The 24803-nt window shown below is 38.0% G+C and carries 20 protein-coding genes and 1 CRISPR repeat array; of the genes, 8 read left to right on the top strand and 12 right to left on the bottom strand.

Annotated features, from left to right (window positions below):
* Positions 1 to 47 precede the first annotated feature (47 nt).
* Entirely contained in the window at positions 48 to 494 is a 447-nt protein-coding gene (argR, locus tag D8787_RS07635; protein WP_001231476.1) for an arginine repressor, read from the bottom strand.
* Positions 495 to 629: 135 nt separating this feature from the next.
* On the opposite strand from argR, the gene argS reads away from it, so the two are divergent.
* Both argS and D8787_RS07625 read left to right on the top strand, forming a co-directional pair.
* Positions 630 to 2321 carry an arginine--tRNA ligase gene (gene argS, locus D8787_RS07630; protein WP_125422448.1) on the top strand — a complete coding sequence of 564 codons (1692 nt, stop codon included), beginning with the start codon at positions 630 to 632 and terminating at the stop codon, positions 2319 to 2321.
* A 580-nt stretch (positions 2322 to 2901) separates the two neighbouring features.
* Positions 2902 to 3147, top strand: a complete 246-nt coding sequence (locus D8787_RS07625) for a MarR family transcriptional regulator (RefSeq protein WP_125422445.1) — start codon at positions 2902 to 2904, stop codon at positions 3145 to 3147.
* Between the two features lie 141 nt (positions 3148 to 3288).
* Here D8787_RS07625 and D8787_RS07620 read toward each other — a convergent pair whose 3' ends face one another.
* The 5 genes from D8787_RS07620 to D8787_RS07600 all read right to left on the bottom strand — a co-directional run bounded on the left by D8787_RS07620 (position 3289) and on the right by D8787_RS07600 (position 7210).
* Positions 3289 to 3597, bottom strand: a complete 309-nt coding sequence (locus tag D8787_RS07620; RefSeq protein ID WP_049511642.1) for a hypothetical protein — start codon at positions 3595 to 3597, stop codon at positions 3289 to 3291.
* Between the two features lie 73 nt (positions 3598 to 3670).
* Positions 3671 to 4087 (bottom strand): hypothetical protein, encoded by a 417-nt coding sequence (locus D8787_RS07615; protein ID WP_000673203.1) that lies wholly within the window; start codon positions 4085 to 4087, stop codon positions 3671 to 3673.
* A gap of 28 nt (positions 4088 to 4115) precedes the next feature.
* The gene (locus tag D8787_RS07610) at positions 4116 to 5270 is read right to left on the bottom strand and encodes an ABC transporter permease (RefSeq protein WP_125422442.1); all 1155 of its coding nucleotides are present in this window, start codon (positions 5268 to 5270) and stop codon (positions 4116 to 4118) included.
* Complete coding sequence (locus D8787_RS07605; RefSeq protein ID WP_125422436.1) at positions 5260 to 5940, bottom strand: ABC transporter ATP-binding protein; 681 nt, start codon at positions 5938 to 5940, stop codon at positions 5260 to 5262. The genes D8787_RS07610 and D8787_RS07605 overlap by 11 nt, the downstream gene beginning before the upstream one ends.
* 349 nt (positions 5941 to 6289) lie before the next feature.
* Positions 6290 to 7210, bottom strand: coding sequence for a helix-turn-helix domain-containing protein (locus D8787_RS07600; RefSeq protein ID WP_125422433.1), 921 nt, complete (start codon positions 7208 to 7210; stop codon positions 6290 to 6292).
* Between the two features lie 223 nt (positions 7211 to 7433).
* Here D8787_RS07600 and D8787_RS07595 point away from each other — a divergent pair, with 223 nt between their 5' ends.
* The 6 genes from D8787_RS07595 (at position 7434) to csn2 (ending at position 16076) form a co-directional block, all read left to right on the top strand.
* Positions 7434 to 8450: an NAD(P)H-dependent glycerol-3-phosphate dehydrogenase gene (locus D8787_RS07595; protein WP_125422430.1), complete on the top strand. Its 1017-nt coding sequence runs from the start codon at positions 7434 to 7436 to the stop codon at positions 8448 to 8450.
* A gap of 21 nt (positions 8451 to 8471) precedes the next feature.
* Positions 8472 to 9371 carry a UTP--glucose-1-phosphate uridylyltransferase GalU gene (gene galU, locus D8787_RS07590; RefSeq protein WP_125422427.1) on the top strand — a complete coding sequence of 300 codons (900 nt, stop codon included), beginning with the start codon at positions 8472 to 8474 and terminating at the stop codon, positions 9369 to 9371.
* A gap of 667 nt (positions 9372 to 10038) precedes the next feature.
* Positions 10039 to 14217 (top strand): type II CRISPR RNA-guided endonuclease Cas9, encoded by a 4179-nt coding sequence (cas9, locus tag D8787_RS07585; protein ID WP_125422424.1) that lies wholly within the window; start codon positions 10039 to 10041, stop codon positions 14215 to 14217.
* Positions 14217 to 15083, top strand: coding sequence for a type II CRISPR-associated endonuclease Cas1 (gene cas1 / locus D8787_RS07580; protein ID WP_125422421.1), 867 nt, complete (start codon positions 14217 to 14219; stop codon positions 15081 to 15083). Before cas9 ends, cas1 begins: the two co-directional genes overlap by 1 nt.
* Complete coding sequence (gene cas2 / locus D8787_RS07575; protein WP_042900169.1) at positions 15080 to 15424, top strand: CRISPR-associated endonuclease Cas2; 345 nt, start codon at positions 15080 to 15082, stop codon at positions 15422 to 15424. The genes cas1 and cas2 overlap by 4 nt, the downstream gene beginning before the upstream one ends.
* Positions 15414 to 16076 (top strand): type II-A CRISPR-associated protein Csn2, encoded by a 663-nt coding sequence (gene csn2 / locus D8787_RS07570; protein ID WP_102211556.1) that lies wholly within the window; start codon positions 15414 to 15416, stop codon positions 16074 to 16076. The genes cas2 and csn2 overlap by 11 nt, the downstream gene beginning before the upstream one ends.
* A 90-nt stretch (positions 16077 to 16166) precedes the next feature.
* A CRISPR array of direct repeats spans positions 16167 to 17588; the repeat unit is 36 nt; unit sequence GTTTTAGAGCTGTGTTGTTTCGAATGGTTCCAAAAC.
* 166 nt (positions 17589 to 17754) lie between these two features.
* Here the strand turns inward: csn2 and D8787_RS07565 are convergent.
* The 6 genes from D8787_RS07565 to pbp1b form a co-directional block, all read right to left on the bottom strand.
* Positions 17755 to 18432 carry a rhomboid family intramembrane serine protease gene (locus D8787_RS07565; RefSeq protein ID WP_125422418.1) on the bottom strand — a complete coding sequence of 226 codons (678 nt, stop codon included), beginning with the start codon at positions 18430 to 18432 and terminating at the stop codon, positions 17755 to 17757.
* Positions 18416 to 18955, bottom strand: coding sequence for a 5-formyltetrahydrofolate cyclo-ligase (locus D8787_RS07560; RefSeq protein ID WP_125422415.1), 540 nt, complete (start codon positions 18953 to 18955; stop codon positions 18416 to 18418). Before D8787_RS07560 ends, D8787_RS07565 begins: the two co-directional genes overlap by 17 nt.
* 4 nt (positions 18956 to 18959) lie before the next feature.
* Positions 18960 to 20090, bottom strand: coding sequence for an N-acetyldiaminopimelate deacetylase (locus D8787_RS07555; RefSeq protein WP_125422412.1), 1131 nt, complete (start codon positions 20088 to 20090; stop codon positions 18960 to 18962).
* Positions 20091 to 20156: 66 nt separating this feature from the next.
* Positions 20157 to 20855: a 2,3,4,5-tetrahydropyridine-2,6-dicarboxylate N-acetyltransferase gene (gene dapD, locus D8787_RS07550; protein WP_125422409.1), complete on the bottom strand. Its 699-nt coding sequence runs from the start codon at positions 20853 to 20855 to the stop codon at positions 20157 to 20159.
* A gap of 228 nt (positions 20856 to 21083) precedes the next feature.
* Positions 21084 to 21995 carry a DMT family transporter gene (locus D8787_RS07545; RefSeq protein WP_125422469.1) on the bottom strand — a complete coding sequence of 304 codons (912 nt, stop codon included), beginning with the start codon at positions 21993 to 21995 and terminating at the stop codon, positions 21084 to 21086.
* A gap of 56 nt (positions 21996 to 22051) precedes the next feature.
* Positions 22052 to 24502, bottom strand: a complete 2451-nt coding sequence (gene pbp1b / locus D8787_RS07540; protein ID WP_125422405.1) for a penicillin-binding protein PBP1B — start codon at positions 24500 to 24502, stop codon at positions 22052 to 22054.
* Positions 24503 to 24803 lie beyond the last annotated feature (301 nt).

Raw genomic sequence — 24803 nt, 5'->3', positions numbered from 1 at the left:
CCGTCTCTCCTTGTCAAAAATAAGTCTTGAGAGCAACTCCCAAGACCTTACTTATCTTTCATCAAATCTAGCAAACGATCTTCCATGAGTTTGGCAACGTGCTGGTCTCGACAAATGACCAATAAGGTATTGGCACCAGCAACTGTTCCTAAAATCCATTCATCCTTGTTTGCATCTACAATATTTGCCAAAACAGAGGCTTCTCCCAATTTGGTATGAAGTACCAAGGTAAACTCTGCTCTTGCAACACCTTCTAAATGATGAGACAAAAATTCCACCAAATCAATCTTTTCTGTCTCATTTGCTAGTACATAATACACCATATCATTTTTCTTGACCTTGGTCAAGCCGATTTCGCGCAAATCACGAGACAGGGTTGTCTGCGTCACAAAGACATTGTGCGCCTCCAACCGATCTTGAATTTCCTTTTGTGTACTTAATTTCTCCTCAGTAATCATTTTTTTTATTAACTGATGACGATCTCTTTTTCTCATAAAATCCTCTTATGTGAATATTTATAACTAATTTTATAACTATATTATACCAAAAAAATAGGAGATTTCAAAAATTTTTTCTTCTTTCTTTAAAATTGTGATAAAATAGTAGAAAAGTCCAAAAAGGAGCTCTTAATGAATACAAAAGAATTGATTGCTAGCGAGTTAGCTAGCATCATTGATAGCCTGGACCAAGAGGCTATTTTAAATTTACTGGAAACCCCTAAAAACTCAGAAATGGGAGACATTGCTTTCCCTGCTTTTTCACTTGCAAAAGTCGAACGTAAAGCACCTCAAATGATTGCGGCTGAACTGTCTGAAAAAATTAACAGCCAAGCCTTTGAAAAGGTTGTTGCAACGGGACCTTACGTCAACTTTTTCCTTGATAAATCTGCCATTTCTGCTCAAGTATTGCAAGCCGTTATCACTAAAAAAGAACACTATGCTGACCAAAACATTGGTAAACAAGAAAATGTTGTGATCGACATGTCTAGTCCAAATATCGCTAAACCATTTTCTATCGGTCACCTGCGCTCAACTGTTATCGGAGATAGCTTGTCACATATTTTCCAAAAAATCGGTTATCAAACGGTCAAGGTCAACCATTTGGGAGACTGGGGTAAACAGTTTGGAATGTTGATTGTTGCCTACAAAAAATGGGGAGACGAAGAGGCTGTAAAAGCTCATCCAATCGATGAACTTCTTAAACTCTATGTCCGCATCAATGCTGAAGCTGAAAACGACCCTAGCTTGGATGAAGAAGCACGCGAATGGTTCCGTAAACTGGAAAATGGAGATGAGGAAGCTCTCGCTCTTTGGCAATGGTTCCGTGATGAAAGTTTGGTAGAATTTAACCGCCTTTATAATGAACTGAAGGTTGACTTTGACAGCTATAACGGAGAAGCCTTCTACAACGATAAGATGGATGCAGTTGTAGACATCCTTTCTGAAAAAGGCCTTCTTGTTGAATCAGAAGGTGCCCAAGTTGTGAATCTTAAGAAATATGGAATTGAACATCCAGCCCTTATCAAAAAATCTGATGGTGCAACTCTCTATATCACACGTGACTTGGCTGCAGCCCTTTACCGTAAAAACGAATACCAATTTGCCAAATCTATCTATGTCGTTGGTCAAGAACAATCTGCCCACTTTAAGCAGCTCAAAGCTGTCTTGAAAGAGATGGGCTACGACTGGAGTGACGACATTACTCATGTTCCTTGTGGTTTGGTTACAAAGGAAGGGAAAAAACTCTCTACTCGTAAAGGGAATGTCATCTTACTAGAGCCTACTGTTGCAGAGGCCGTTAGTCGTGCCAAAGCCCAAATCGAAGCTAAAAATCCTGAACTAGAAAATAAAGATCAGGTGGCGCATGCTGTTGGGGTTGGAGCCATTAAATTCTATGACCTCAAGACTGACCGTACAAATGGATACGACTTCGACTTAGAGGCCATGGTATCCTTCGAGGGGGAAACTGGACCTTACGTTCAATATGCCTACGCTCGTATCCAATCTATCTTGCGCAAAGCGGATTTCAAACCAGAAACAGCTGGCAACTATAGCCTGAATGATGCTGAAAGCTGGGAAATCATTAAACTTATCCAAGACTTCCCACGTATTATCAACCGTGCGGCGGATAACTTTGAGCCTTCTATCATTGCTAAATTTGCAATTAGTCTAGCTCAAACCTTTAACAAATACTATGCACATACACGTATCCTAGACGAAAATCCAGAACGCGACAGCCGTCTAGCACTCAGCTACGCAACCGCAGTCGTTCTCAAAGAAGCCCTTCGCTTGCTTGGAGTAGAAGCGCCAGAGAAGATGTGATTCAGTACTAACAATTGGAACTAAAGTTCCCAATTGTTAGACGCTAGCCGCTTATAGGCGGACTAGCTAACTGCTTCACTAGTCATGGCTCCTAAATATAATCGATTTAGGAGCCATGACGTCGTAATAAGAGACACTTGTCTAAATGCTTTACTAATTCATCTAACCAAATAATATTGATTTGGTTAGGCTCATGTCGTAATTTTTTAAATTACTTGATTGCGGAGCAATCTAAGTAACTAACGCCAAATCCTATTCGTACTTTGGCTAGGCGCTTCACTAGTCATGGTCTCTAAATATAATCGATTTAGGAGCCATGACGTCGTAACTAAAGACACTTGTCTAAACGCTTTACTAATTCACCAAACTAAATAATATTGATTTGGTTAGACTCATGTCGTAATATTTAAAATTACTTGATTGCAAAGCAGTCTAAGTAACTAACACTAAAGACTATCGGGACTTTGGTTTAGAGCTCTATCCAAAAATCTTATCAAGTTTTGCTGACTGATTCTGCTATTTTGAATTGACTAATTCGATTTACTCACTACTACTTCTTTATCATACAAGGAGATTTCCTATGAGCCAATATGCTTATATCCTCGTTGTAATTAGCTTGGTGTTCCTTTTTCTGCTCAATAAGTACGAGAAGGAGAGACTTCAAAGGCTCTACCAAGAACAACTTTTGAAGGATGAAACATTTAGGGCTGACATCAAAGAGAAAATTCACACGACTGAAAATATCAATGATGTCATTGCTTACATCAATAAAACTTATCATCTAGGAATGTTATTATCAAAAGACACTACAGATCAATTGAAATAAACCTAGCTATTCTTTAAGAAATATCAAAACCGAGACTAAGGGTTTTATACTTAGGCTCGGTTTTAGTATGTTCAATTGAAACAAGTGTTGAAAACTTGTTGTAGCAATTCTAATATAGGGATGAATAGACTTTCAAAAATATCATTTACAAATATTTTTAAAGAAATTAAACTCCCTATATTTACTATTCTTATAGACTGTTAAATCAACATCCTCTACAACTTCTTTCACATCTATATTGACATCATAGGGCAAAGAAAGAAAATCTAAATTATAAAACTCTGTACTCATCTCTTTTAAAATAAGAAGGTCTAACAAGTAGTCCTCCACTCTAATTTCAACTTGAATTGTCTTAGACATGAAATTTTTTAGAATCATAAAGTCCTTTACTTGCTTTCTTTTAGGACTGATATACTCAAATCTTTTTCGTTCAAAAATAATTTTCTCCAAATGTTACACCATTTCAATAATATAATTTTCTAAATAACTGCAGAAACAATTCTTCTTTTTAATGCAGGCTTCATTAAAATTTCCCTTGTTTAATTCTCCCAAAAAATTTTGAAATAGTGCAAATAAAAGCTCCTAGTAAAAATTCCTGTAGGAAAAATCCAAAATAAGTTCCTAACTGTAGATTTCTATTGAATGTAAATACGGAAGTTTCAGATTGAATCGTATTTTGTTCTATAAGCGTCATAGGAGTAACTCTGAAAATTCCAAACATCATTAAAGCATAGATTATTCCAAAAATAATTAATAACACCCAGCTGTGCTTACTTCTAGAAGAAATACTTCCCGATAACAAAGCTAATAATATTGACGGTATAATTTGTACAAACAGCATAAATTGAAAAAGATTAAAATTATCTAGTGTAAAAAAACATATTGTAAATTCCACAATTAGCAATAGAGAAAATACTCTATCTATTTTTGTAAATTTCATTCTACCTCCTTTAAATTCACATCCATCATTACCTTAGACCTTCAATAACATTTTTATTTGCTGCAACCATTGCAGGCATAATACTAAATACAATTCCAAATACACCCGTTGTGAATAGAGTAATCAAAATATGATCCGGAGTTAATGTCGTAACAAAACCACTCATGTTCATTAAAACAACAAATAATGTCGCTACTCCAATACCAGTTATAGCTCCCAGAAGCGATAAAAGAATCCCCTCCATCATATACGATTGATAAATATCAGATTTTTTAGCCCCTAAAGCTCGACGAATGGCTATCTCCTTGCTACGTTCGCTAACAGAAGACAACATAGCATTCATAACCCCAAAACCAGCTACAAAAATTGAAATGCTTGATAACAGTGCAATGAAATTTAATATTGTAGTAGCTTGGGCCTTTGTTTCCTCATATACCCTTCTATTATCTATATATCCATAAGTTCCTTCCTTGCGGAATATTCCATAAGTATCTAAAGCAGATAAAGCCTTATTAATATTCTCCAACTGATTAGTTTCTACTACTAATTCATCAAAATATTCCCTTCCTCCTAAAAGTAACTCTTTGATTTCATTGGTAACCAATAAAGAAGGTAATCTTTCATTAACAGCTGATCCATAATATATTGCCTGAATTGGATATTCTTTTCCAGATATATTGATAGTCTCTCCTAAAAAAGTTTCAATATTTTCCTTTCGAGTCAATGACATGAGAGCCTTATCGCTAATAGCGACACCGCCATCTAGTTCCTCTAATGCTCTTCCTTTTAATAAAGCAGGCACAACTAAACCATTCTTATTCAAATCGCCTAATGTTCGAAAACTAAGATTCTGCTTAGAATCATTAAAATACGTTTCAGCATACAAAGCATAAGAGCTGGCAGAAAGTCTTGCAGGTTTTCCAATAGTTTGCTCGACCAATTGTTTATCTTCCTGTGTAAACCCTCTAATATCCAACATATTCTGAGGAGTATAAGTCATTGTTGCTGTGTCTTCTTCTATCTTTAAATCATTCCCTAATGTAGAAGTTGTATAGGAAGAACTTGATAGTATTACTAATAAAACAAATGTTGCCACTGTGATGGCTAAGGATGTCAGAATACTCTGTCTTTTATTCCTCTTTAACAGCTTTAAAGTATCTATTAACAGTTTTTTAAACTTCATGTAATCCTTCTCCTTCAGATGTTAGATACCCATTTTTCATTCGATACCTTGTTCTACAATGACTGGCAACAAACTCATCGTGAGTTACTACAATAATTGTCGTTCCAGAATGATTCAAATTCTGTAAAATTTGCAATATCTCATTCCTATTTTTCTCATCTAATGCACCTGTAGGTTCATCTGCTATAAGAAATCTAGGTTTATGAGCAAGAGCTCTAATTAAAGCAACTCGTTGCTTCTGCCCACCTGATAAATGACTTGGGTACTCATTCATCTTATCTATAAGTCCTAAGTCTTGTAATAAACTATCAATGTATTCTATATCTGGCTGTTGGTCAGAATATAGGAATGATAATAAAATATTTTCTTTAACAGTATATTCATCAATAAGATGAAATTGTTGAAAAACAAATCCAATATCACGATTACGGTAACTTGCTTGTTGATTTTCATTTAACTTCTCAATACTTTTTCCGTCTAATATATATTCTCCTTCAAATTCAGAATCAATCAGTCCCAAAATATTGATAAATGTCGATTTGCCCGAACCTGATGGTCCCATTATCGATACAAATTCTCCTTCAACTACCTTAAAATTTATTTCTCTTAAGACATTATTTTTTAGCGTCCCTTGTCTGTAACTTTTACTAATATTTTTTAGTTCTAACATAGACCTTCCCATTCTATCTTTATTATTTATAAATCCAAAAAATGGCAACAACTAGCACTAACATATTTTCTCTCCTTATTTTTTCTACAGAATTATTATACTTCTATGTTACACATTCGCCAAGGTCATAAATGTCACTAATTTCAACAACTTATCTACTAATGAGTACTCAATTAGTATAAAAAGAAACTAGATACGAACTCAATCTAAGGGAAAAACATAATAACTCTTTAAACGATAAAACGCATAATATCAAGTTTTTAAACACCTGATATCATGCGTTTTTATGATTTCGAAAACTTTCTCTCGGTCTTTTTAACTAATGACATTTTTGTCACTTTTTTATTTTCTAATGTTTATTTTTAAAAAAATCTTGGAGGTCATGTTCCCATTGTTTTTCTAGCTGTTCTATCAAATGACGATTATCAATCATTCTAGCAAATACTTTTGCTTCTTGAAAATAATTTTCAGCTACTGGATAATCTTTTTTTACAAATAATGCATAGCGCCACTCCCATAGGCGAATAATTGGTTTTTTCTGATAGTCGTATGACTTTGAGGTAATTTCATTTAATTTGTAAAGAATATCTTCAAATTGACTATAATTAGCAATTTTTTCAAATATTCCTAACAACAAAAGTAATGAATCTCTGATTAGAAATGAATATTCAATATCAAACATCTCAACTTGTTGTAAAATTTTATCAGCTATTACTAAGAAGGTATTCACTTCAATCTCATCTATTATCGTATCTTGGTGTACTAATCTTACCAAAAATAGCTTTATGATTAAAATATCGTTAACTTCATATTCTGATTTCAACAAAATGTGATCGAAATACTCTTGTAAAATCATTCCTAAATTGCTATCATCATGCCACCAACCAAAATCATCATATGCTTGTAAAACATCTATGATAAACCTTTCTTCCTCAGGAAGTCTATCATAATATTCTTCAAAAATCTTATCAAAAATACTCTCTTTCTTTTGGGCGATAGTTTCATCTTCGTATGTAGGAGTCCTCATCAAGAAATACTTCAATTCTAGATATTCCTTATCCAACTCTATATAGCTTGGCATCAACTTGTAATCTTCAACCCCCAAACGTTCAGCGATATATTTTAACTTTGTTAGTGTTGGTCTGGATTCTCCATTTTCAATTCTAATTAATTGACGAATACTTAATTCAGACTCATCACCACAAAATTCTGAACGGCTGATTTTTTTAGCCAAACGTAATCTTTTAATTTTTTCGCCAAACTCTCGCAACCTACAAGAACCTCCTGAGTTGTTTACCTCTATTATAGCATATACTGAATCAAACTAACTATCACATTTCTTCTCACTTTAACTAAAGACTAAGACTTTAATACTGAGTCTCGGTTTTTGTGTATTTTTGAAGTCACAAAGCCTCCACTACCCTAGCAATGCAAGTGCAAAATCCTCTAGAATATGATAGAATAATGAAAAGGACTCTATCAAGGAGGAAATCATGGAAAAACAAACCGTCGCCGTCTTGGGGCCTGGTTCTTGGGGAACTGCCCTTTCACAAGTCTTAAATGACAATGGACACGAGGTACGTATTTGGGGAAATATTCCCGAACAAATCAATGAAATTAATACACACCATACTAATAAACACTACTTTAAAGATGTCGTTTTAGATGAAAAAATTATTGCCTACACTGACTTAGCAGAAGCATTGAAGGATGTGGATGCGATTTTGTTTGTTGTCCCAACAAAAGTAACACGACTTGTTGCCCAACAAGTTGCACAAACCCTGGACCATAAGGCTATCATCATGCACGCATCAAAGGGATTAGAACCCGATAGCCATAAACGATTATCAACCATCCTTGAAGAAGAAATTCCTGAACAGCTCCGCAGTGATATCGTCGTTGTCTCAGGTCCTAGCCATGCAGAAGAGACCATTGTGCGTGACCTAACTTTAATCACAGCTGCTTCTAAAGATTTACAAACAGCTCAATACGTTCAAGAACTCTTTAGTAATCACTACTTCCGACTTTATACCAATACGGATGTTATCGGAGTTGAAACCGCTGGTGCTCTTAAAAATATTATCGCTGTCGGTGCCGGAGCTTTACATGGTTTGGGATTTGGTGACAATGCTAAAGCAGCCATCATCGCTCGAGGCTTGGCAGAAATTACCCGCCTAGGGGTAGCACTCGGGGCTAGTCCTTTGACCTATAGTGGCTTGTCTGGTGTGGGAGATTTGATCGTAACGGGAACCTCCATCCACTCTCGTAACTGGAGAGCTGGAGACGCCCTTGGTCGTGGAAAATCCCTAGCTGATATCGAAGCCAATATGGGCATGGTGATTGAAGGAATTTCAACAACTCGAGCAGCCTATGAGCTAGCGCAAGAACTTGGAGTTTATATGCCAATTACACAGGCCATTTACCAAGTTATTTACCACGGAACCAATATCAAAGATGCCATTTATGACATCATGAACAATGAATTTAAAGCAGAAAATGAGTGGTCTTGACACTCTATAGAAAGGATTCTTATGACATCAAAAGTTAGAAAAGCAGTCATCCCTGCTGCTGGACTAGGAACTCGATTTTTACCAGCAACCAAGGCCCTTGCCAAAGAAATGTTGCCAATTGTAGACAAACCAACTATCCAGTTTATCGTGGAAGAGGCTCTCAAATCAGGTATTGAAGATATTCTGGTTGTTACTGGTAAATCAAAGCGTTCTATCGAAGACCACTTTGACTCAAACTTCGAGCTTGAATATAACCTCAAAGAAAAAGGGAAACAGGACTTATTGAAATTAGTTGATGAAACTACTGGGATTCGCCTTCACTTTATCCGTCAAAGCCATCCTCGTGGTCTTGGCGATGCTGTCTTACAAGCCAAAGCTTTTGTGGGGAATGAACCTTTCGTTGTTATGCTAGGTGATGACCTTATGGACATCACAGAGGAGAAGGCCGTTCCTTTGACAAAACAACTGATGAATGATTACGAAAAAACACACGCATCAACCATTGCTGTCATGCCCGTACCACATGAAGACGTTTCATCATATGGAGTCATTGCTCCTCAAGGAGAAGGAATCAACGGCCTCTATAGTGTCGAAACTTTCGTTGAAAAACCAGCTCCCGAAGATGCTCCAAGTGATTTGGCAATCATCGGACGCTATCTTCTCACACCAGAAATTTTTGATATCTTAGAAAATCAAGCACCTGGTGCTGGAAATGAAATCCAACTTACCGATGCAATCGATACTCTCAATAAAACACAACGTGTTTTCGCCCGTGAATTTACAGGAGCTCGTTACGATGTTGGGGATAAGTTTGGCTTTATGAAAACATCTATTGACTACGCCCTCAAGCACCCACAAGTCAAGGATGATTTGAAAGATTACATCATCCAACTGGGAAAAGAATTGGCTGAGAAGGAATAAAATAATTTGTATAAAAGAAGAGCTAGGAACATTCAGCATCCTAGTTCTTCTTTTATATATCAAGATTAGACACACATCAATTAATACTCTTCTAAAATCAAATTCTATACTTGAATCTAGCAATTTCATAAAAACTATTGAAAGCGCTATACTTGCATTTGTCTTTTCATTAAAATAAGAGTACAATAAATTAGTATAGTAAAACAAAAAAGCACCGAATCGGTGCGCACTTTTTCAAGTTGTATACGGACAAAGCCTTATTTTAACTTGCTGTGTTGTTTCGAATAGTTCCAACGATTTTATTGTACTATACTTATCAAATATTATCAAGTGAAATGTAAATTATTTTACAGATAAAACAAAAAGCTAGTTTATTATTATTTGAAACAATACAGTTCTAAAACTAAAATACAACCCCTTACTAATTCTAACAAATTTCCACAAATATATCATTCGTTTTATTGAAATTATCATTCGAAATGCTATAATATATTTATAGTTGTATTTTAAGGAGATTATTTTGAAAAAGTTCAAATTTACTAAAGATAATTTAGCTATCCTATCTGAAGTAGTAAAGTTTATGAAAGGTTGCGTTGATTTAATCAAAGCTCTCATTTTGTAATTTTTTAAAAAATTATAATTTAATACAAAGGAGGTTTATAACTATATGAACAATAACAACTACTCTATCGGACTCGATATCGGAACTAACAGCGTCGGATGGGCCGTCATTACGGATGACTATAAGGTGCCATCGAAAAATATGAAAGTTCTAGGCAATACTGATAAACACTTTATCAAGAAAAATCTAATTGGAGTTTTATTATTTGATGAAGGAACTACTGCTGAAGATAGACGTCTCAAACGAACAGCACGCCGTCGCTATACTCGTCGAAAAAATCGTCTTCGCTATCTTCAAGAAATCTTTTCTGAAGAAATGAGCAAGGTGGATAGTAGTTTCTTCCATCGATTAGATGACTCCTTCTTAGTTCCTGAGGATAAAAGAGGAAGTAAATATCCTATTTTTGCTACCTTGGCAGAAGAAAAAGAATATCATAAGAAATTTCCAACTATCTATCATTTGAGAAAACACCTGGCGGACTCAAAAGAAAAAACTGACTTGCGCTTGATCTATCTAGCATTAGCGCATATGATTAAATACCGCGGACATTTTTTGTATGAAGAATCTTTCGATATTAAAAACAATGATATCCAAAAAATCTTTAGCGAGTTTATAAGCATTTACGACAACACCTTTGAAGGAAGTTCACTTAGTGGACAAAATGCACAAGTAGAAGCAATTTTTACTGATAAAATTAGTAAATCTGCTAAGAGAGAACGCATTCTAAAACTCTTTGCTTATGAAAAACCCACTGGTCTATTTTCAGAATTTCTCAAGTTAATTGTAGGAAATCAAGCTGAGTTTAAAAAACATTTTGACTTAGAAGAAAAAGCTCCACTACAATTCTCTAAAGATACCTATGATGAGGATTTGGAAAACTTACTCGGACAAATTGGAGATGACTTTGCAGACCTTTTCCTAGTGGCTAAAAAACTCTATGATGCCATTCTTCTCTCAGGAATCTTAACTGTCACAGATCCTTCAACCAAGGCTCCACTATCAGCATCTATGATTGAGCGCTATGAAAACCACCAAAAAGACTTAGCGGCTCTAAAACAATTCATCCAAAACAATCTTCAAGAAAAATATGATGAAGTTTTCTCTGACCAATCTAAAGATGGGTATGCTGGGTATATCAATGGCAAAACCACTCAAGAAGCATTTTACAAGTACATCAAAAATCTTCTCTCTAAATTTGAAGGATCAGATTATTTCCTTGATAAAATTGAACGTGAAGATTTCTTGAGAAAACAACGCACCTTTGATAATGGTTCTATCCCTCATCAAATTCATCTTCAAGAAATGAATGCCATTATCCGTCGGCAAGGAGAACATTATCCATTTCTGCAAGAAAATAAAGAAAAGATAAAGAAAATCTTAACGTTCCGTATTCCATACTATGTTGGTCCATTGGCTCGTGGCAATGGTGATTTTGCTTGGCTTACTCGAAATTCTGACCAAGCAATCCGACCTTGGAATTTCGAAGAAATTGTTGATAAAGCAAGCTCTGCGGAAGCCTTCATCAATAAGATGACTAACTATGACTTGTATCTCCCAGAGGAAAAAGTTTTGCCTAAGCACAGTCTGTTGTATGAAACATTTGCTGTCTACAATGAATTAACAAAAGTAAAATTTATTGCAGAGGGATTGAGAGACTATCAATTCCTTGATAGTGGGCAAAAGAAGCAAATTGTCAATCAATTATTCAAAGAGAAAAGAAAAGTAACTGAAAAAGACATCATTCAGTACCTACACAATGTTGATGGCTACGATGGAATCGAACTAAAAGGAATTGAAAAACAATTTAACGCTAGTCTTTCTACTTATCATGATTTACTTAAAATAATCAAGGATAAAGTGTTTATGGATGATGCTGAAAATGAAGCAACTCTTGAAAATATCATCCACACGCTCACTATCTTTGAAGATCGTGAAATGATCAAGCAACGTCTTGCTCAATATGACTCTCTCTTTGATGAAAAAGTGATTAAAGCACTGATTCGTCGACATTATACTGGTTGGGGAAAACTCTCTGCTAAGCTAATCAACGGTATCTGTGATAAAAAAACTGGTAAAACAATTCTTGACTACTTGATTGATGACGGCTACAGCAATCGTAATTTTATGCAGTTAATCAATGATGACGGGCTTTCCTTCAAAGACATTATTCAAAAAGCACAAGTGGTTGGTAGGACAAACGATGTGAAGCAAATTGTCCATGAACTCCCAGGTAGTCCTGCTATCAAAAAAGGAATTTTGCAAAGTATCAAACTTGTCGATGAGCTTGTCAAAGTTATGGGTCACTCTCCCGAGTCCATTGTGATTGAGATGGCCCGAGAAAATCAGACAACTGCCAGAGGGAAAAAGAATTCCCAACAAAGATATAAACGCATTGAAGATGCACTAAAAAATCTAGCTCCTGGGCTTGACTCAAATATATTAAAAGAACATCCAACAGATAATATTCAACTGCAAAACGACCGTCTCTTTCTGTACTATCTCCAAAATGGGAAGGATATGTACACTGGAGAACCTCTTGACATCAACCAACTAAGTAGCTATGACATTGACCACATCGTCCCACAGGCTTTTATAAAAGATGATTCTCTAGACAACCGTGTCTTGACTAGTTCAAAGGATAATCGTGGTAAATCTGATAATGTTCCAAGTTTAGAGGTTGTTCAAAAAAGAAAAGCTTTTTGGCAACAATTACTGAATTCCAAATTGATTTCAGAACGTAAATTTAATAATTTAACCAAGGCTGAACGTGGTGGGCTAGATGAGCGAGATAAAGTTGGCTTTATCAGACGCCAACTAGTTGAAACACGGCAAATCACAAAACATGTTGCTCAGATTTTGGATGCCCGTTTTAATACAGAAGTGACTGAGAAGGATAAGAAGAACCGTAAGGTCAAAATTATCACTTTGAAATCCAATCTAGTTTCCAACTTCCGTAAAGAATTTAAGTTATATAAGGTGCGGGAAATCAATGACTACCACCATGCACATGATGCCTACTTAAATGCAGTAGTGGCTAAGGCTATCCTTAAGAAATATCCTAAACTAGAGCCTGAATTCGTCTATGGTGACTATCAAAAGTACGATCTTAAGCGCTACATCTCAAGATCCAAAGATCCTAAAGATGTTGAAAAAGCAACTGAAAAGTATTTCTTCTACTCAAACTTGTTGAACTTCTTTAAAGAAGAGGTGCATTACGCAGACGGAACCATCGTAAAACGAGAGAATATCGAATACTCTAAGGATACTGGAGAAATCGCTTGGAATAAAGAAAAAGATTTCGCTACAATTAAAAAAGTTCTTTCACTTCCGCAGGTGAATATTGTGAAGAAGACAGAGATTCAAACACATGGTCTAGATAGAGGTAAACCTAGAGGATTGTTCAATTCTAATCCATCTCCTAAACCTTCAGAAGATAGTAAAGAAAATCTTGTACCAATTAAACAAGGGCTTGACCCACGAAAATACGGTGGTTACGCTGGTATTTCTAACTCATACGCGGTCTTAGTTAAAGCTATTATTGAAAAAGGAGCGAAAAAACAACAAAAGACAGTCCTTGAATTTCAAGGTATCTCTATTTTAGATAAAATAAATTTTGAAAAGAACAAAGAAAACTATCTTCTTGAAAAAGGATACATAAAAATTCTATCAACTATTACTTTACCTAAATATAGTTTGTTTGAGTTTCCTGATGGTACAAGAAGAAGACTAGCAAGTATTCTATCGACAAACAATAAACGAGGAGAAATTCATAAAGGTAATGAATTGGTCATCTCCGAAAAGTATACGACTCTTTTGTATCATGCTAAGAATATTAATAAAACACTTGAACCAGAACACTTAGAGTATGTTGAGAAACATCGAAATGATTTTGCTAAACTTTTAGAATCTGTACTTGATTTTAACGATAAGTATGTAGGCGCATTAAAAAATGGAGAAAGAATCAGACAAACATTTATTGATTGGGAAACAGTTGATATCGAAAAGTTATGTTTCAGTTTCATTGGTCCAAGAAATAGTAAAAATGCTGGCTTATTCGAGTTAACTTCACAAGGAAGTGCTTCTGACTTCGAGTTCTTGGGAGTAAAAATTCCACGATACAGAGACTATACACCTTCTTCACTCCTCAACGCCACCCTCATCCACCAATCCATCACTGGTCTCTACGAGACTCGGATTGACTTAAGCAAATTAGGAGAAGACTAATGGGATGGAGAACTATTGTAGTCAATACGCACTCTAAACTTTCCTACAAGAATAACCACTTGATTTTTAAAGATATCTCTCGGACAGAGTTAATTCACCTGTCCGAGGTGGACATCCTGCTTTTGGAAACGACAGATATTGTTCTCTCCACTATGCTGATAAAGCGCTTGGTGGATGAAAATATTCTGGTCATCTTTTGTGATGATAAACGCTTACCAACGGCATATTTAATGCCTTACTATGGTCGTCATGATTCCAGTTTGCAACTCTCTCGTCAAATTGCTTGGAATGAAGATGTAAAGGCGGAAATATGGACAACCATCATTGCACAAAAAATTCTCAATCAAGCTTTTTATCTGGGGAGTTGTGGTTTTCTGGAAAAGAGCCAGTCCGTCATCGATCTCTATCATGGATTGGATTTGTTTGATCCTAGTAACCGTGAGGGACATGCAGCTCGTATTTATTTCAACACCTTGTTTGGAAATGATTTTAATCGTGAGCAAGATAGTGATGTTAATGCTGCCTTAGACTATGGCTACACTTTGATTTTGAGTATGTTTGCGCGTGAGATTGTTTTGTCTGGCTGTATGACTCAGTTTGGCTTGAAACATGCCAATCAGTTCAATCAATTCAACCTAGCCAGTGATATTATGGAGCCTTTCCGTCCGATTATTGACAGAATTGTCTATGAAAATCGAAACAGCTCTTTTATCAAAATCAAACGAGAACTTTTTACTATTTTCTCAGACACCTTCCACTACAATGGTAAAGATATGTACCTGTCCAATATCATCAGTGACTATACTAAGAAAGTCATCCAAGCTCTCAATCAACCCGAGAAAGGAGTTCCTGAGTTTAGGATATGAATTATCGATATATGCGTATGATTTTAATGTTTGATATGCCAGTTGATACCGTAGAGGAACGCAAGGCCTATCGGAAATTTCGGAAGTTCCTCATAGATGAGGGATTTATCATGCACCAATTCTCCATCTATAGCAAACTCTTGCTCAACAACTCTGCTAATAACGCCATGATTGAGCGACTCAAGACCCATAACCCTAAAAAGGGGAACATTACTCTCTTAACCATTACAGAAAAGCAGTTTTCTCGTATGATTTACTTAAATGGCGAACGAAATACCAGCATAGCAAATTCCGATGCACGCTTGGTCTTTCTAGGAGAGGAGCCTAGAGATGAAGATTAATTTCCCACTACTGGATGAACCATTAGCTATTGAAAATGCCACTTTTTTAGTGTTGGAAGACCAGTTTACCTTTTCAACTATCGTCAAGCAATTCTACCAATATACTGATGATGGGGAGTTGAAGTTGTTTGATAGAAATCTAAAAGCTCTGAAAGAAGCTGAATTACTAGTGATAACGGATGTCTTAGGATACAATCTCAACTCACCTGCGATGCTCAAGCTGATACATGCAGATCTTGAAAATCAGCTCAATGACAAGCCCGAAGTCAAATCCATGATTGAAAAGCTGGTTGCTACGATTACAGAATTGCTAGCATTTGAGTGTTTAGAAAACGAGTTAGACCTAGAGTATGATGAAATTACCATTCTAGAGTTAATCGATGCACTTGGTGTCAAAGTCGAAACCCTGAGTGATACACCTTTTGAAAAGATGCTAGAAATTGTCCAGGTTTTTAAATATCTTTCTAAAAAGAAACTCCTTGTTTTCATCAATGCATCCGCCTATCTATCAAAGGATGAGTTAGTAAATTTGATAGAGTATATCCAACTCAATCAACTGTCCGTCTTGTTTATTGAGCCTCGGCAAATCTATGATTTTCCGCAGTATGTATTGGATCAAGACTATTTCTTGAACCCTGAAAATATGGTATAATAAGAGTAACAATTGGAACCTGACGAGCTGAAGTCTGGCTGGGACGAATGGCGCGATTACGAAATTTCGTGAGAAAAATTTTTCTACGAGGTTTTAGAGCTGTGTTGTTTCGAATGGTTCCAAAACTGATGATGAAGGTGTTGTATCAGTCGGTAAGTTTTAGAGCTGTGTTGTTTCGAATGGTTCCAAAACTTGACAAAGTGGCGCTAGACCTCGCAGAAAGTTTTAGAGCTGTGTTGTTTCGAATGGTTCCAAAACGACTCAGATAGCGCTGAAAGGTCGGTCTTGGTTTTAGAGCTGTGTTGTTTCGAATGGTTCCAAAACACCGACTTATTACGAGGTTGTAAGACATCGGTTTTAGAGCTGTGTTGTTTCGAATGGTTCCAAAACCAGCCGTGAAGCAGATGAATGATGCGTGGAGTTTTAGAGCTGTGTTGTTTCGAATGGTTCCAAAACACCGACTTATTACGAGGTTGTAAGACATCGGTTTTAGAGCTGTGTTGTTTCGAATGGTTCCAAAACCAGCCGTGAAGCAGATGAATGATGCGTGGAGTTTTAGAGCTGTGTTGTTTCGAATGGTTCCAAAACCAGCCCTAGCTCGATATACATCTGACCTAAGTTTTAGAGCTGTGTTGTTTCGAATGGTTCCAAAACATGCTATTGATTTTGAAACGCTCAAGGATAGTTTTAGAGCTGTGTTGTTTCGAATGGTTCCAAAACAGATGCAGTTAAGCATAAGATGGCTAGTAACGTTTTAGAGCTGTGTTGTTTCGAATGGTTCCAAAACATGTGGTCAGTCATATCTTGAAGACCTCCGTTTTAGAGCTGTGTTGTTTCGAATGGTTCCAAAACCCTGATAGTGGAACGGCAACGAACATGGAAGTTTTAGAGCTGTGTTGTTTCGAATGGTTCCAAAACTTGGCTGTAGCTTGTTCCAGGATAGCCATAGTTTTAGAGCTGTGTTGTTTCGAATGGTTCCAAAACTTGAGCGACTGGAAGCTGACAAGCAATTTAGTTTTAGAGCTGTGTTGTTTCGAATGGTTCCAAAACGATTCCGGCCAATATTTCGTCAACAAAGCTGTTTTAGAGCTGTGTTGTTTCGAATGGTTCCAAAACATATCTTTTGTCCGATTCCAATTGGTATCTGTTTTAGAGCTGTGTTGTTTCGAATGGTTCCAAAACATTGAGAAAGGGGAGCAATTCATCTATTTAGTTTTAGAGCTGTGTTGTTTCGAATGGTTCCAAAACTACACAGAGGGGCATGAGTGCCAGCAACATGTTTTAGAGCTGTGTTGTTTCGAATGGTTCCAAAACTAATAGCGGAAGTACAGAGAATGACCTTGCGTTTTAGAGCTGTGTTGTTTCGAATGGTTCCAAAACCATGAGTGGAGAAAATATCAGGATTGACTAGTTCTAGAGCTGTGTTGTTTCGAATGGTTCCAAAACGAAAGTCCTTGACGGTAAAGAAGTTCAAATGTTTTAGAGCTGTGTTGTTTCGAATGGTTCCAAAACACATTAAAAGCTACTCATTTTTTAAGTAGCTTTTTTCTTATTCAAGTTTACATATTATACTCTTCGAAAATCTCTTCAAACCACGTCAACGTTGCCTTGCCGTACTCAAGTACAGCCTGCGGCTAGTTTCCTAGTTTGCTCTTTGATTTTCATTGAGTATTAGTCGTCACATTCCCATTCCCTTGTAGAAAAGCAAAACTACAAGTACTACGAATAACACTAACGCTACCAGTCTCTGACTAGCGCTATACATCCGTCTTTCTCCTCGAACTGGAAAGATAACTGCTAGTAATGCTCCACCAACTGCACCACCGATATGGCCTGCTAGGCTTATTCCTGGAATCAGAACACTTCCAATAATGTTAACCACAAAAAGTGTCAGATAAGATTGCCCTAGCTGTTGGATATAAGGATTACGCGTAGCATAACGAAGAATGATAATCGCGGCAAATAGTCCGTAAAGAGAGGTGGATGCTCCTGCTGCTAAGGATTTGGGACTAAATACAAAAATAAAGAGATCGCCCATCATTCCTGATAAGAGATAGAGAAAGAAAAACTGCTTAGAACCAAAAATCTCTTCGACTTGCCGTCCAAGAAAATAGAGAGAGAACATATTGACAATGAAATGTTCCCAACCAATATGGACAAAAATTGCAGAAAAGAGTCGCCAAATCTGACTAGGAACCAATCGAATAGCCGGACTATACATAGCCCCAAATCGAAATAGAGTATCTGCCCGATCAAAGTTCCCACCTGTAGTCAGTAACATTAGCAGAAAAACAAGTGCTGTTACTAGGAGAAAAAAACTCGTTACAGGGTAACGTTTATCAAAGATTTCCTTCATACATTAGAACCTCCTGAACAGGAATATCGTGATCATCAGGAATAAATTCCTGAATTTGAAACGGATAGAGAGTGCTTATCGTATGGCCTTTATATCCGGTCAAATAGCGATCATAATAACCGCCACCGTATCCAATCCGATAACCTTCCGTCGTAAACACCAAACCAGAAACATGAATCAAATCAATTTGACAACTATCAATCACTGTCAACTCTCCCTCTGGTTCCAGTAAACCAAAGGAAGTTTTCACCAATTGCTGCGGATCATAGACCACAAAGTCCATGCGCCCCTTGGGATAGGTTTTAGGTATCAGAACCTTCTTGCCGTCCTTTAACGCCTGCTTGATTAGTTCCTCCGTTTGAAATTCATGAGGAAAAGAGAGATAGGTTGCGATGTTATGGGCTTCTTGATACAAGGGGTGATTCAAAAAGCGTTCTGTTAAAGCTCGATCCATAGCCTGTTTTTGTTCTTGAGATAAAGCCTTCATTTCTTGTAAGACTTGCTTCCTAAGTTCTGATTTCATATCTTTACTCTGATACTTTCTTTTTTAGGAAACTAGAAACCGCATCAACACCAACGGTTAGGGCTTCTTCCCTAGGACTCATCTGAGGATGATGAAGAGCGTAGGGGCTATCAATACCTAGCCAAAACATAACGCCATCAACCTTTGAAAGGAGATAACCAAAGTCCTCACCTGTCATAGCAGGTTCGATATCAATCAACTCAATTCCGTCTTTTTCTTCAAAAAAGTCCATCAGTTCACGCGCCAAAACTGGATTGTTCTCAACAGGCAGGTAACCACCTTGTTTGAGTTCCACTTCGACTTCCATACCAAAGGCAGCTGCAACTCCTTCTGCAACTGTTTTGACCCTCTTTTGCACCAAGAGACTCATGTCCTGTGTCAAGGCCCGAATGGTTCCATGCAAAAAGGCTGTATCTGTGATGACATTGTTAGTGGTTCCAGCTTGGAAAAGGCCAAAGGTCACCACTGCTCCCTCGATTGGGTTAACATTGCGGCTGACAACTGACTGCACTTGGGTCACAAAGTAACTAGCCGCTACCAAGGCATCATTGGCTTCATGCGGAAAGGCTGCGTGTCCTCCTTTGCCTTTGAAACGAATCTTCACCTCACAAGTTCCTGCAAAGAGAGTGTGTGTATTGGTCGCAATCTGGCCGACTTTCAAATCTGGTCGAACATGGAGGCCATAAAATTGATCTGGCAACCAATCTCCAAAAGCACCATCCTCATACATGAGCATGCCACCAGCTTCATTTTCTTCTGCAGGCTGAAAAAGAAAGAGCAGATTGTTCTTGGGTTGCTCCTCAAGGGCGCGCTCCAAACAGCCCAAGGCAATGGTCATGTGGAAATCATGTCCACAGGCGTGCATGCGACCTTGGTGCTGAGAAACAAAAGGAAGGCCTGTTTGTTCAACGATAGGCAGACCGTCAATATCTGTTCTCCAACCAATGGTCCGCTCTGGCTGACTTCCCTGCAAATAGACCAAAATACCTGTCCGCCAAGTACGAACTTGGACAAAATCCTTGCCCGCAGTCAATTTCTCAATCACATCCAGCAAATAAGCATGAGTCTTGAACTCCTCCAAGCCAATCTCTGGAATCTGGTGCAAATCTCGTCTAGTCTGAATCAAATCTAACATTTATCTATCCTCCTATATAGCAGAAAGAGGCTGGAAAAGAGTTCCGCCTCTATTTGTCTTTTGCAATTACAAGGTGCGAAGCGCATCTTCTAGCGCTGTTTTTTGTTGGGTTTGGGCATCAATCTCTTTGATAATGCGAGCTGGAACACCTGCTACCACCACGTTTTCTGGGACATCTTGGGTAACAATAGCTCCTGCTGCGACAACTGAACCACTGCCGATTTGGACCCCTTCGATAACCACTGCATTGGCACCAATAAGAACATTGTCTCCGACACGGACTGGTTCAGCGCTAGCTGGCTCAATTACACCTGCAAGAACAGCACCTGCACCAATATGGCTGTTTTTCCCAACGATAGCGCGACCACCAAGGATAGCCCCCATGTCAATCATGGTTCCTGCACCGATTTCAGCACCGATATTGATAACGGCTCCCATCATGATAACAGCATTGTCACCAATTTCAACCTGATCACGGATAATTGCACCTGGCTCGATACGAGCGTTGATAGCACGTTTATCTAGCAAAGGAACTGCAGAATTGCGAGCATCTTGCTCAACAACATAGTCTTGATTTTCTACCAAGCCATCAAGAAGAGGAGCAACATCTTTCCAGTCTCCAAATAGGACATTCCCTAATTTGACAACAGAGCTTGGTACAGCAGTTGCAAGTTCTCCCTCAAAAGTTACTTTAACACTGGTTTTCTTTTCAGCATTGGCGATAAATTGAATAATTTCTTGTGCGTTCATTTTTGTAGCAGTCATAAGCGCCTCCTAGTTCATTTTAATGATACCTATTCTACCAAAAAAGGCCTCAAATTTGAAGCCTTTTTGTTTGTTTTTAGGTATGATTTTTAGGGATGTGAGATAAAACGTGCTGTCGGTAAAAGCAAGCCCCTACCGATACAACCTAAAAACACTCTTCACAACTATCTCCCCGTGTTTTATTGACTATTCTAGTATAGCACACTTTTAGAATTAAGAAAAGACTTTTTATTTACTTTCTTTCGCTTCTTCTATCGATAGGAAAATCATGGGTAAAATAATCAAGGCCATAGCTAGAAGGAGAGACCAATCCACTACCAATCCTAAAAACAAAACACTCAAGAGAGCAGAAGAGAGAGGTTCACTGGCACTGATAACAGAAACCACCAAAGGAGAAACCAAGGACACAGCCTTCATGGAAATAAAAAAAGCAAAAGCTGTCCCGAAGAAAGCAATAATAAGGCAAATCAAGATACTCCAAATATCAAGAGTAAAGGAAAGATGATAAACTGGCGAGAGGACATTGCTAAATAAACCTGCCAAAATCATCCCCCACCCAACCGTCGGAACAAAACCATAGCGCTTCGCAAAAGGTTGGGGCAAGATGACATTAAACATAACACCCATGGCACTCAGCAAACCTGTTATAAGGGCTAGTGGTGTCATAGATAACTGAGAGAGATCTCCCTTTGTCGCCATCAGACAAACACCCAACATGGCAATCAAAACATAAAAAATAGCACTTTTTGACGCTCGTTTTTGATAAACCAAAAGATTGTAAAAAAGAATAAAGACAGGGCTGATAAACTGTAAAATAGTTGCTGTCGCAGCATTTGAGTATTCTACGCAGAGATAGAAAAAATACTGGACTGAGAAAATTCCCAAAATAGCGTAGGCTAAAAAAGGCAGGTAATTTTTCTTATCTCGCCAAATATCTAGCACTTGCGATTTTAATTGCACTGCAGACCAAATGAGCACAAGACTCCCTGCCAGTGTCAAACGCATAGAGGTAATCCAGCCAGAGGACACCTGATAATGGGTAAAGAAATACTCTCCTAGAATCCCACAGATTCCCCAGATTAAGCCAGATAGAAGCGAATAAATGGTTCCTTTAACAATCTTTTTCTGATACTGATTCATACCTTTATTGTAACACGAAAGGACAAAAGAAAAAAGTGGCAATCAATGCCACCTTCCTATCTTCTACTATTTGGTTGGGTAGATGATGAACTTGAGGTACTGCTAGAACTACTACTTGAACTTGGTGTAGCTGAGAAACTACCAATAATACTTGACCAAGCATTTTGATAATCTGATTCACTTCCTCCAATAGCAAAGTGATAGCTTGTCGTAGGAGCCCCTGCCTTGTTGGCCCAATAGCTCGTTACAGTAGAACCTGAAAGATCCACCGTTTTTCCATTAACAGTTACTTTACCCGGCTTCTGCCCTGTAGATCTGAGGACCTGAGATTGCGTCACACTAGAATCAAGATTAAAGCGTTCATTGCCCCAAACGCCAGGCTCAGCCTGTTGGATAGCATTGACCAAGTAAGCCATATATTTGGCATTTCGATAATGCCCAGCCCCTTTAGCCATTGGGCGGTTGTCATCATGCCCTAGCCAACCACCTAGAGTCAATCTTGGTGTCGAAAGCATGAGCCACATATTTTCATCTTCATTAGTTGTACCAGTCTTACCAATCCAGTCTGCACGAGCTAAGTTTGAATTAATAGCAGCCAAGTCCGTTTGGAAACTTGAAGTGATTCGAGATGAAATCACTTCACGAAGCAAGCTCTGCATAATCGTTGCTGTTGCCTTCGAGTACACTTGAACTGGTTTGTCTTGGAATTCATAGATTACTCTACCATCAGATGATTCAATCTTAGAAATCACATGTTTCTGATGATAGACACCGTTATTAGCAATTGTTTGATAACCATTGGTATGCTGGGCGACTGTGACTTCAATACCACCGCCCATAGGCAAACTTTCGATACCATACTCTGGAATATCATAACCCATTTTCTCCATATAGCCCTTGACATCAACACCCTTCTCGCGAAGCATACGATAGGTCCAATAGGCTGGGATATTCCACGAATAGTTCAAGGCTTCTCCCAAAGTCATCATGCCTGTACCCGGACTGTTTACATACATGATAGGATTTCCATTAGAGAATTTTGTCGGATAATTAGACAAGATACTAGCGCTACCCATCAAGCCTTGGTCAATGGCAATACCGTAGGCCAGCAAAGGTTTGGTTGTAGAGGCAGGAGAACGCTTAGTGTCAAAGGCGTGATTGTTTTGGTTTATCTGGTAATTACGACCACCAACGAAACCTAAAACAGCCCCCGTTTTATTGTCCATCAAAACATTCCCTACTTCAGGCTGCCCAGTCGAATCATCTACCAAACGACCGTAGTTAGCAACTGCATTTTGCATGGCGTTATGAATTTTTTTATTGATCGTTGTAGTGATTTTGTAACCACCTTTACTTAGTTCCTGCTCCGCTCGCTCATGATAAGCCTTTTGAACCGCTTCCTTTTTCAACTCCTGACTAGAGACATTGTCCTGTTGAACTAAATAATCATACATCCGATCTGTCGCTTCAGACATAGCCGTAAAGTAAAGGTAATCTCTCGAAACAGCATTAACAGTTCCCGATGGCAAGAAGTCTTGTTTGAGATTATAATCCTTGTACTGGTCGTATTCTTCCTTAGTTAAAGCACCCGTACGGTACATGTTATAGAGAACTCCCTTGGCTCGCTTCAAACCAAGTTCTAAGTCTTCATCACTCTTTAACTCTCCAGTGTTTTCATAAGGAGAATAAGTAATCGGACTCTGGGGCAAACCTGCTAGGAAAGCAGCTTGAGGAATACTCAACTTGTTGGCATCAATACCGAAAATCCCTTCAGCAGCTTGCTGGGCACCTGCAATGTTTTGCCCTTTATGATTTCTACCAAAAGGAGCGATATTGAGATAGGCTGTTAGGATCTCATCTTTTCCCATCACTCTTTCTAAGGCAAGGGCATCGACAATTTCTGTAGCCTTACGAGCCAAGGTCGGAGCATCTCCGACCACTTGTTGCTTAATTAGCTGTTGAGTCAAGGTCGAGCCCCCACTAGATGAGCCCAAACCTGCAAAGGTTCCCAAGGTCGCCCGAATCACAGCTTTTGGCACAACCCCTTTATGTTCAAGAAAATGTTCGTCCTCAGTTGCAACGATAGCCTTTTTGAGATTGTCCGATATTTCCTCAGATGAGACAGAAGTTCTCAATAAGTCACTCTCGATAGAAGCAATGACACTCCCATCTGCATAAACAATTTCTGAGATGGAAGAAACATTCTTAACCTGCTTGACCAAGTCCTCCGCTGGCGGAACCTTAGCCTTATCAAACAAGGCAACTCCATAACCAAGAGCTACACCAGCACCAAAAAGCCCACCGATAAAGCCTAGAATAAAGAGAGTATTCAAAACTCCCTTGATAGCGACTAAAATGCTACCTAGGATAGGCAGAATTTTCCCACCTGTCCCATCCGACTTCTTCGCTTCTAAGACTTTCCCTGATTTTTTATGATTTATGTTTGATTTTACTTGCTGGAAAAATTCCAGCATTTTTCGTTTTAATTCATTTAATTGATTTTGCATGGATTTCCTCACTCTATCTATTATACCATAAAAGGTAAACTTTCAATAAAATGGTAAATTCCCAAACTAAGTTCCACCGCTAATCCAAGTGGAAGTTAGTCTGATAAAAATTGTAAAAACCAGTGGAAATCCGTGTCAGGGTAAGTTCCACTGGTTTTACTAATGCTTGATTTTATTGCTTTTTTAACCAAACTGAATCGAAAAAAAGAGCGCACAAAATCCTCTCATCTGAAAGCGTTTCAGATTAAGTTCCGCTATGGTGGAAGTTAGTGTGAGACGTTTGAATGCGGTTAAAGGAAGG

This window comes from Streptococcus mitis, from assembly GCF_003944325.1.
Taxonomy (GTDB): domain Bacteria; phylum Bacillota; class Bacilli; order Lactobacillales; family Streptococcaceae; genus Streptococcus; species Streptococcus mitis_CW.
This window is presented reverse-complemented; position numbering and strand designations above follow the sequence as displayed.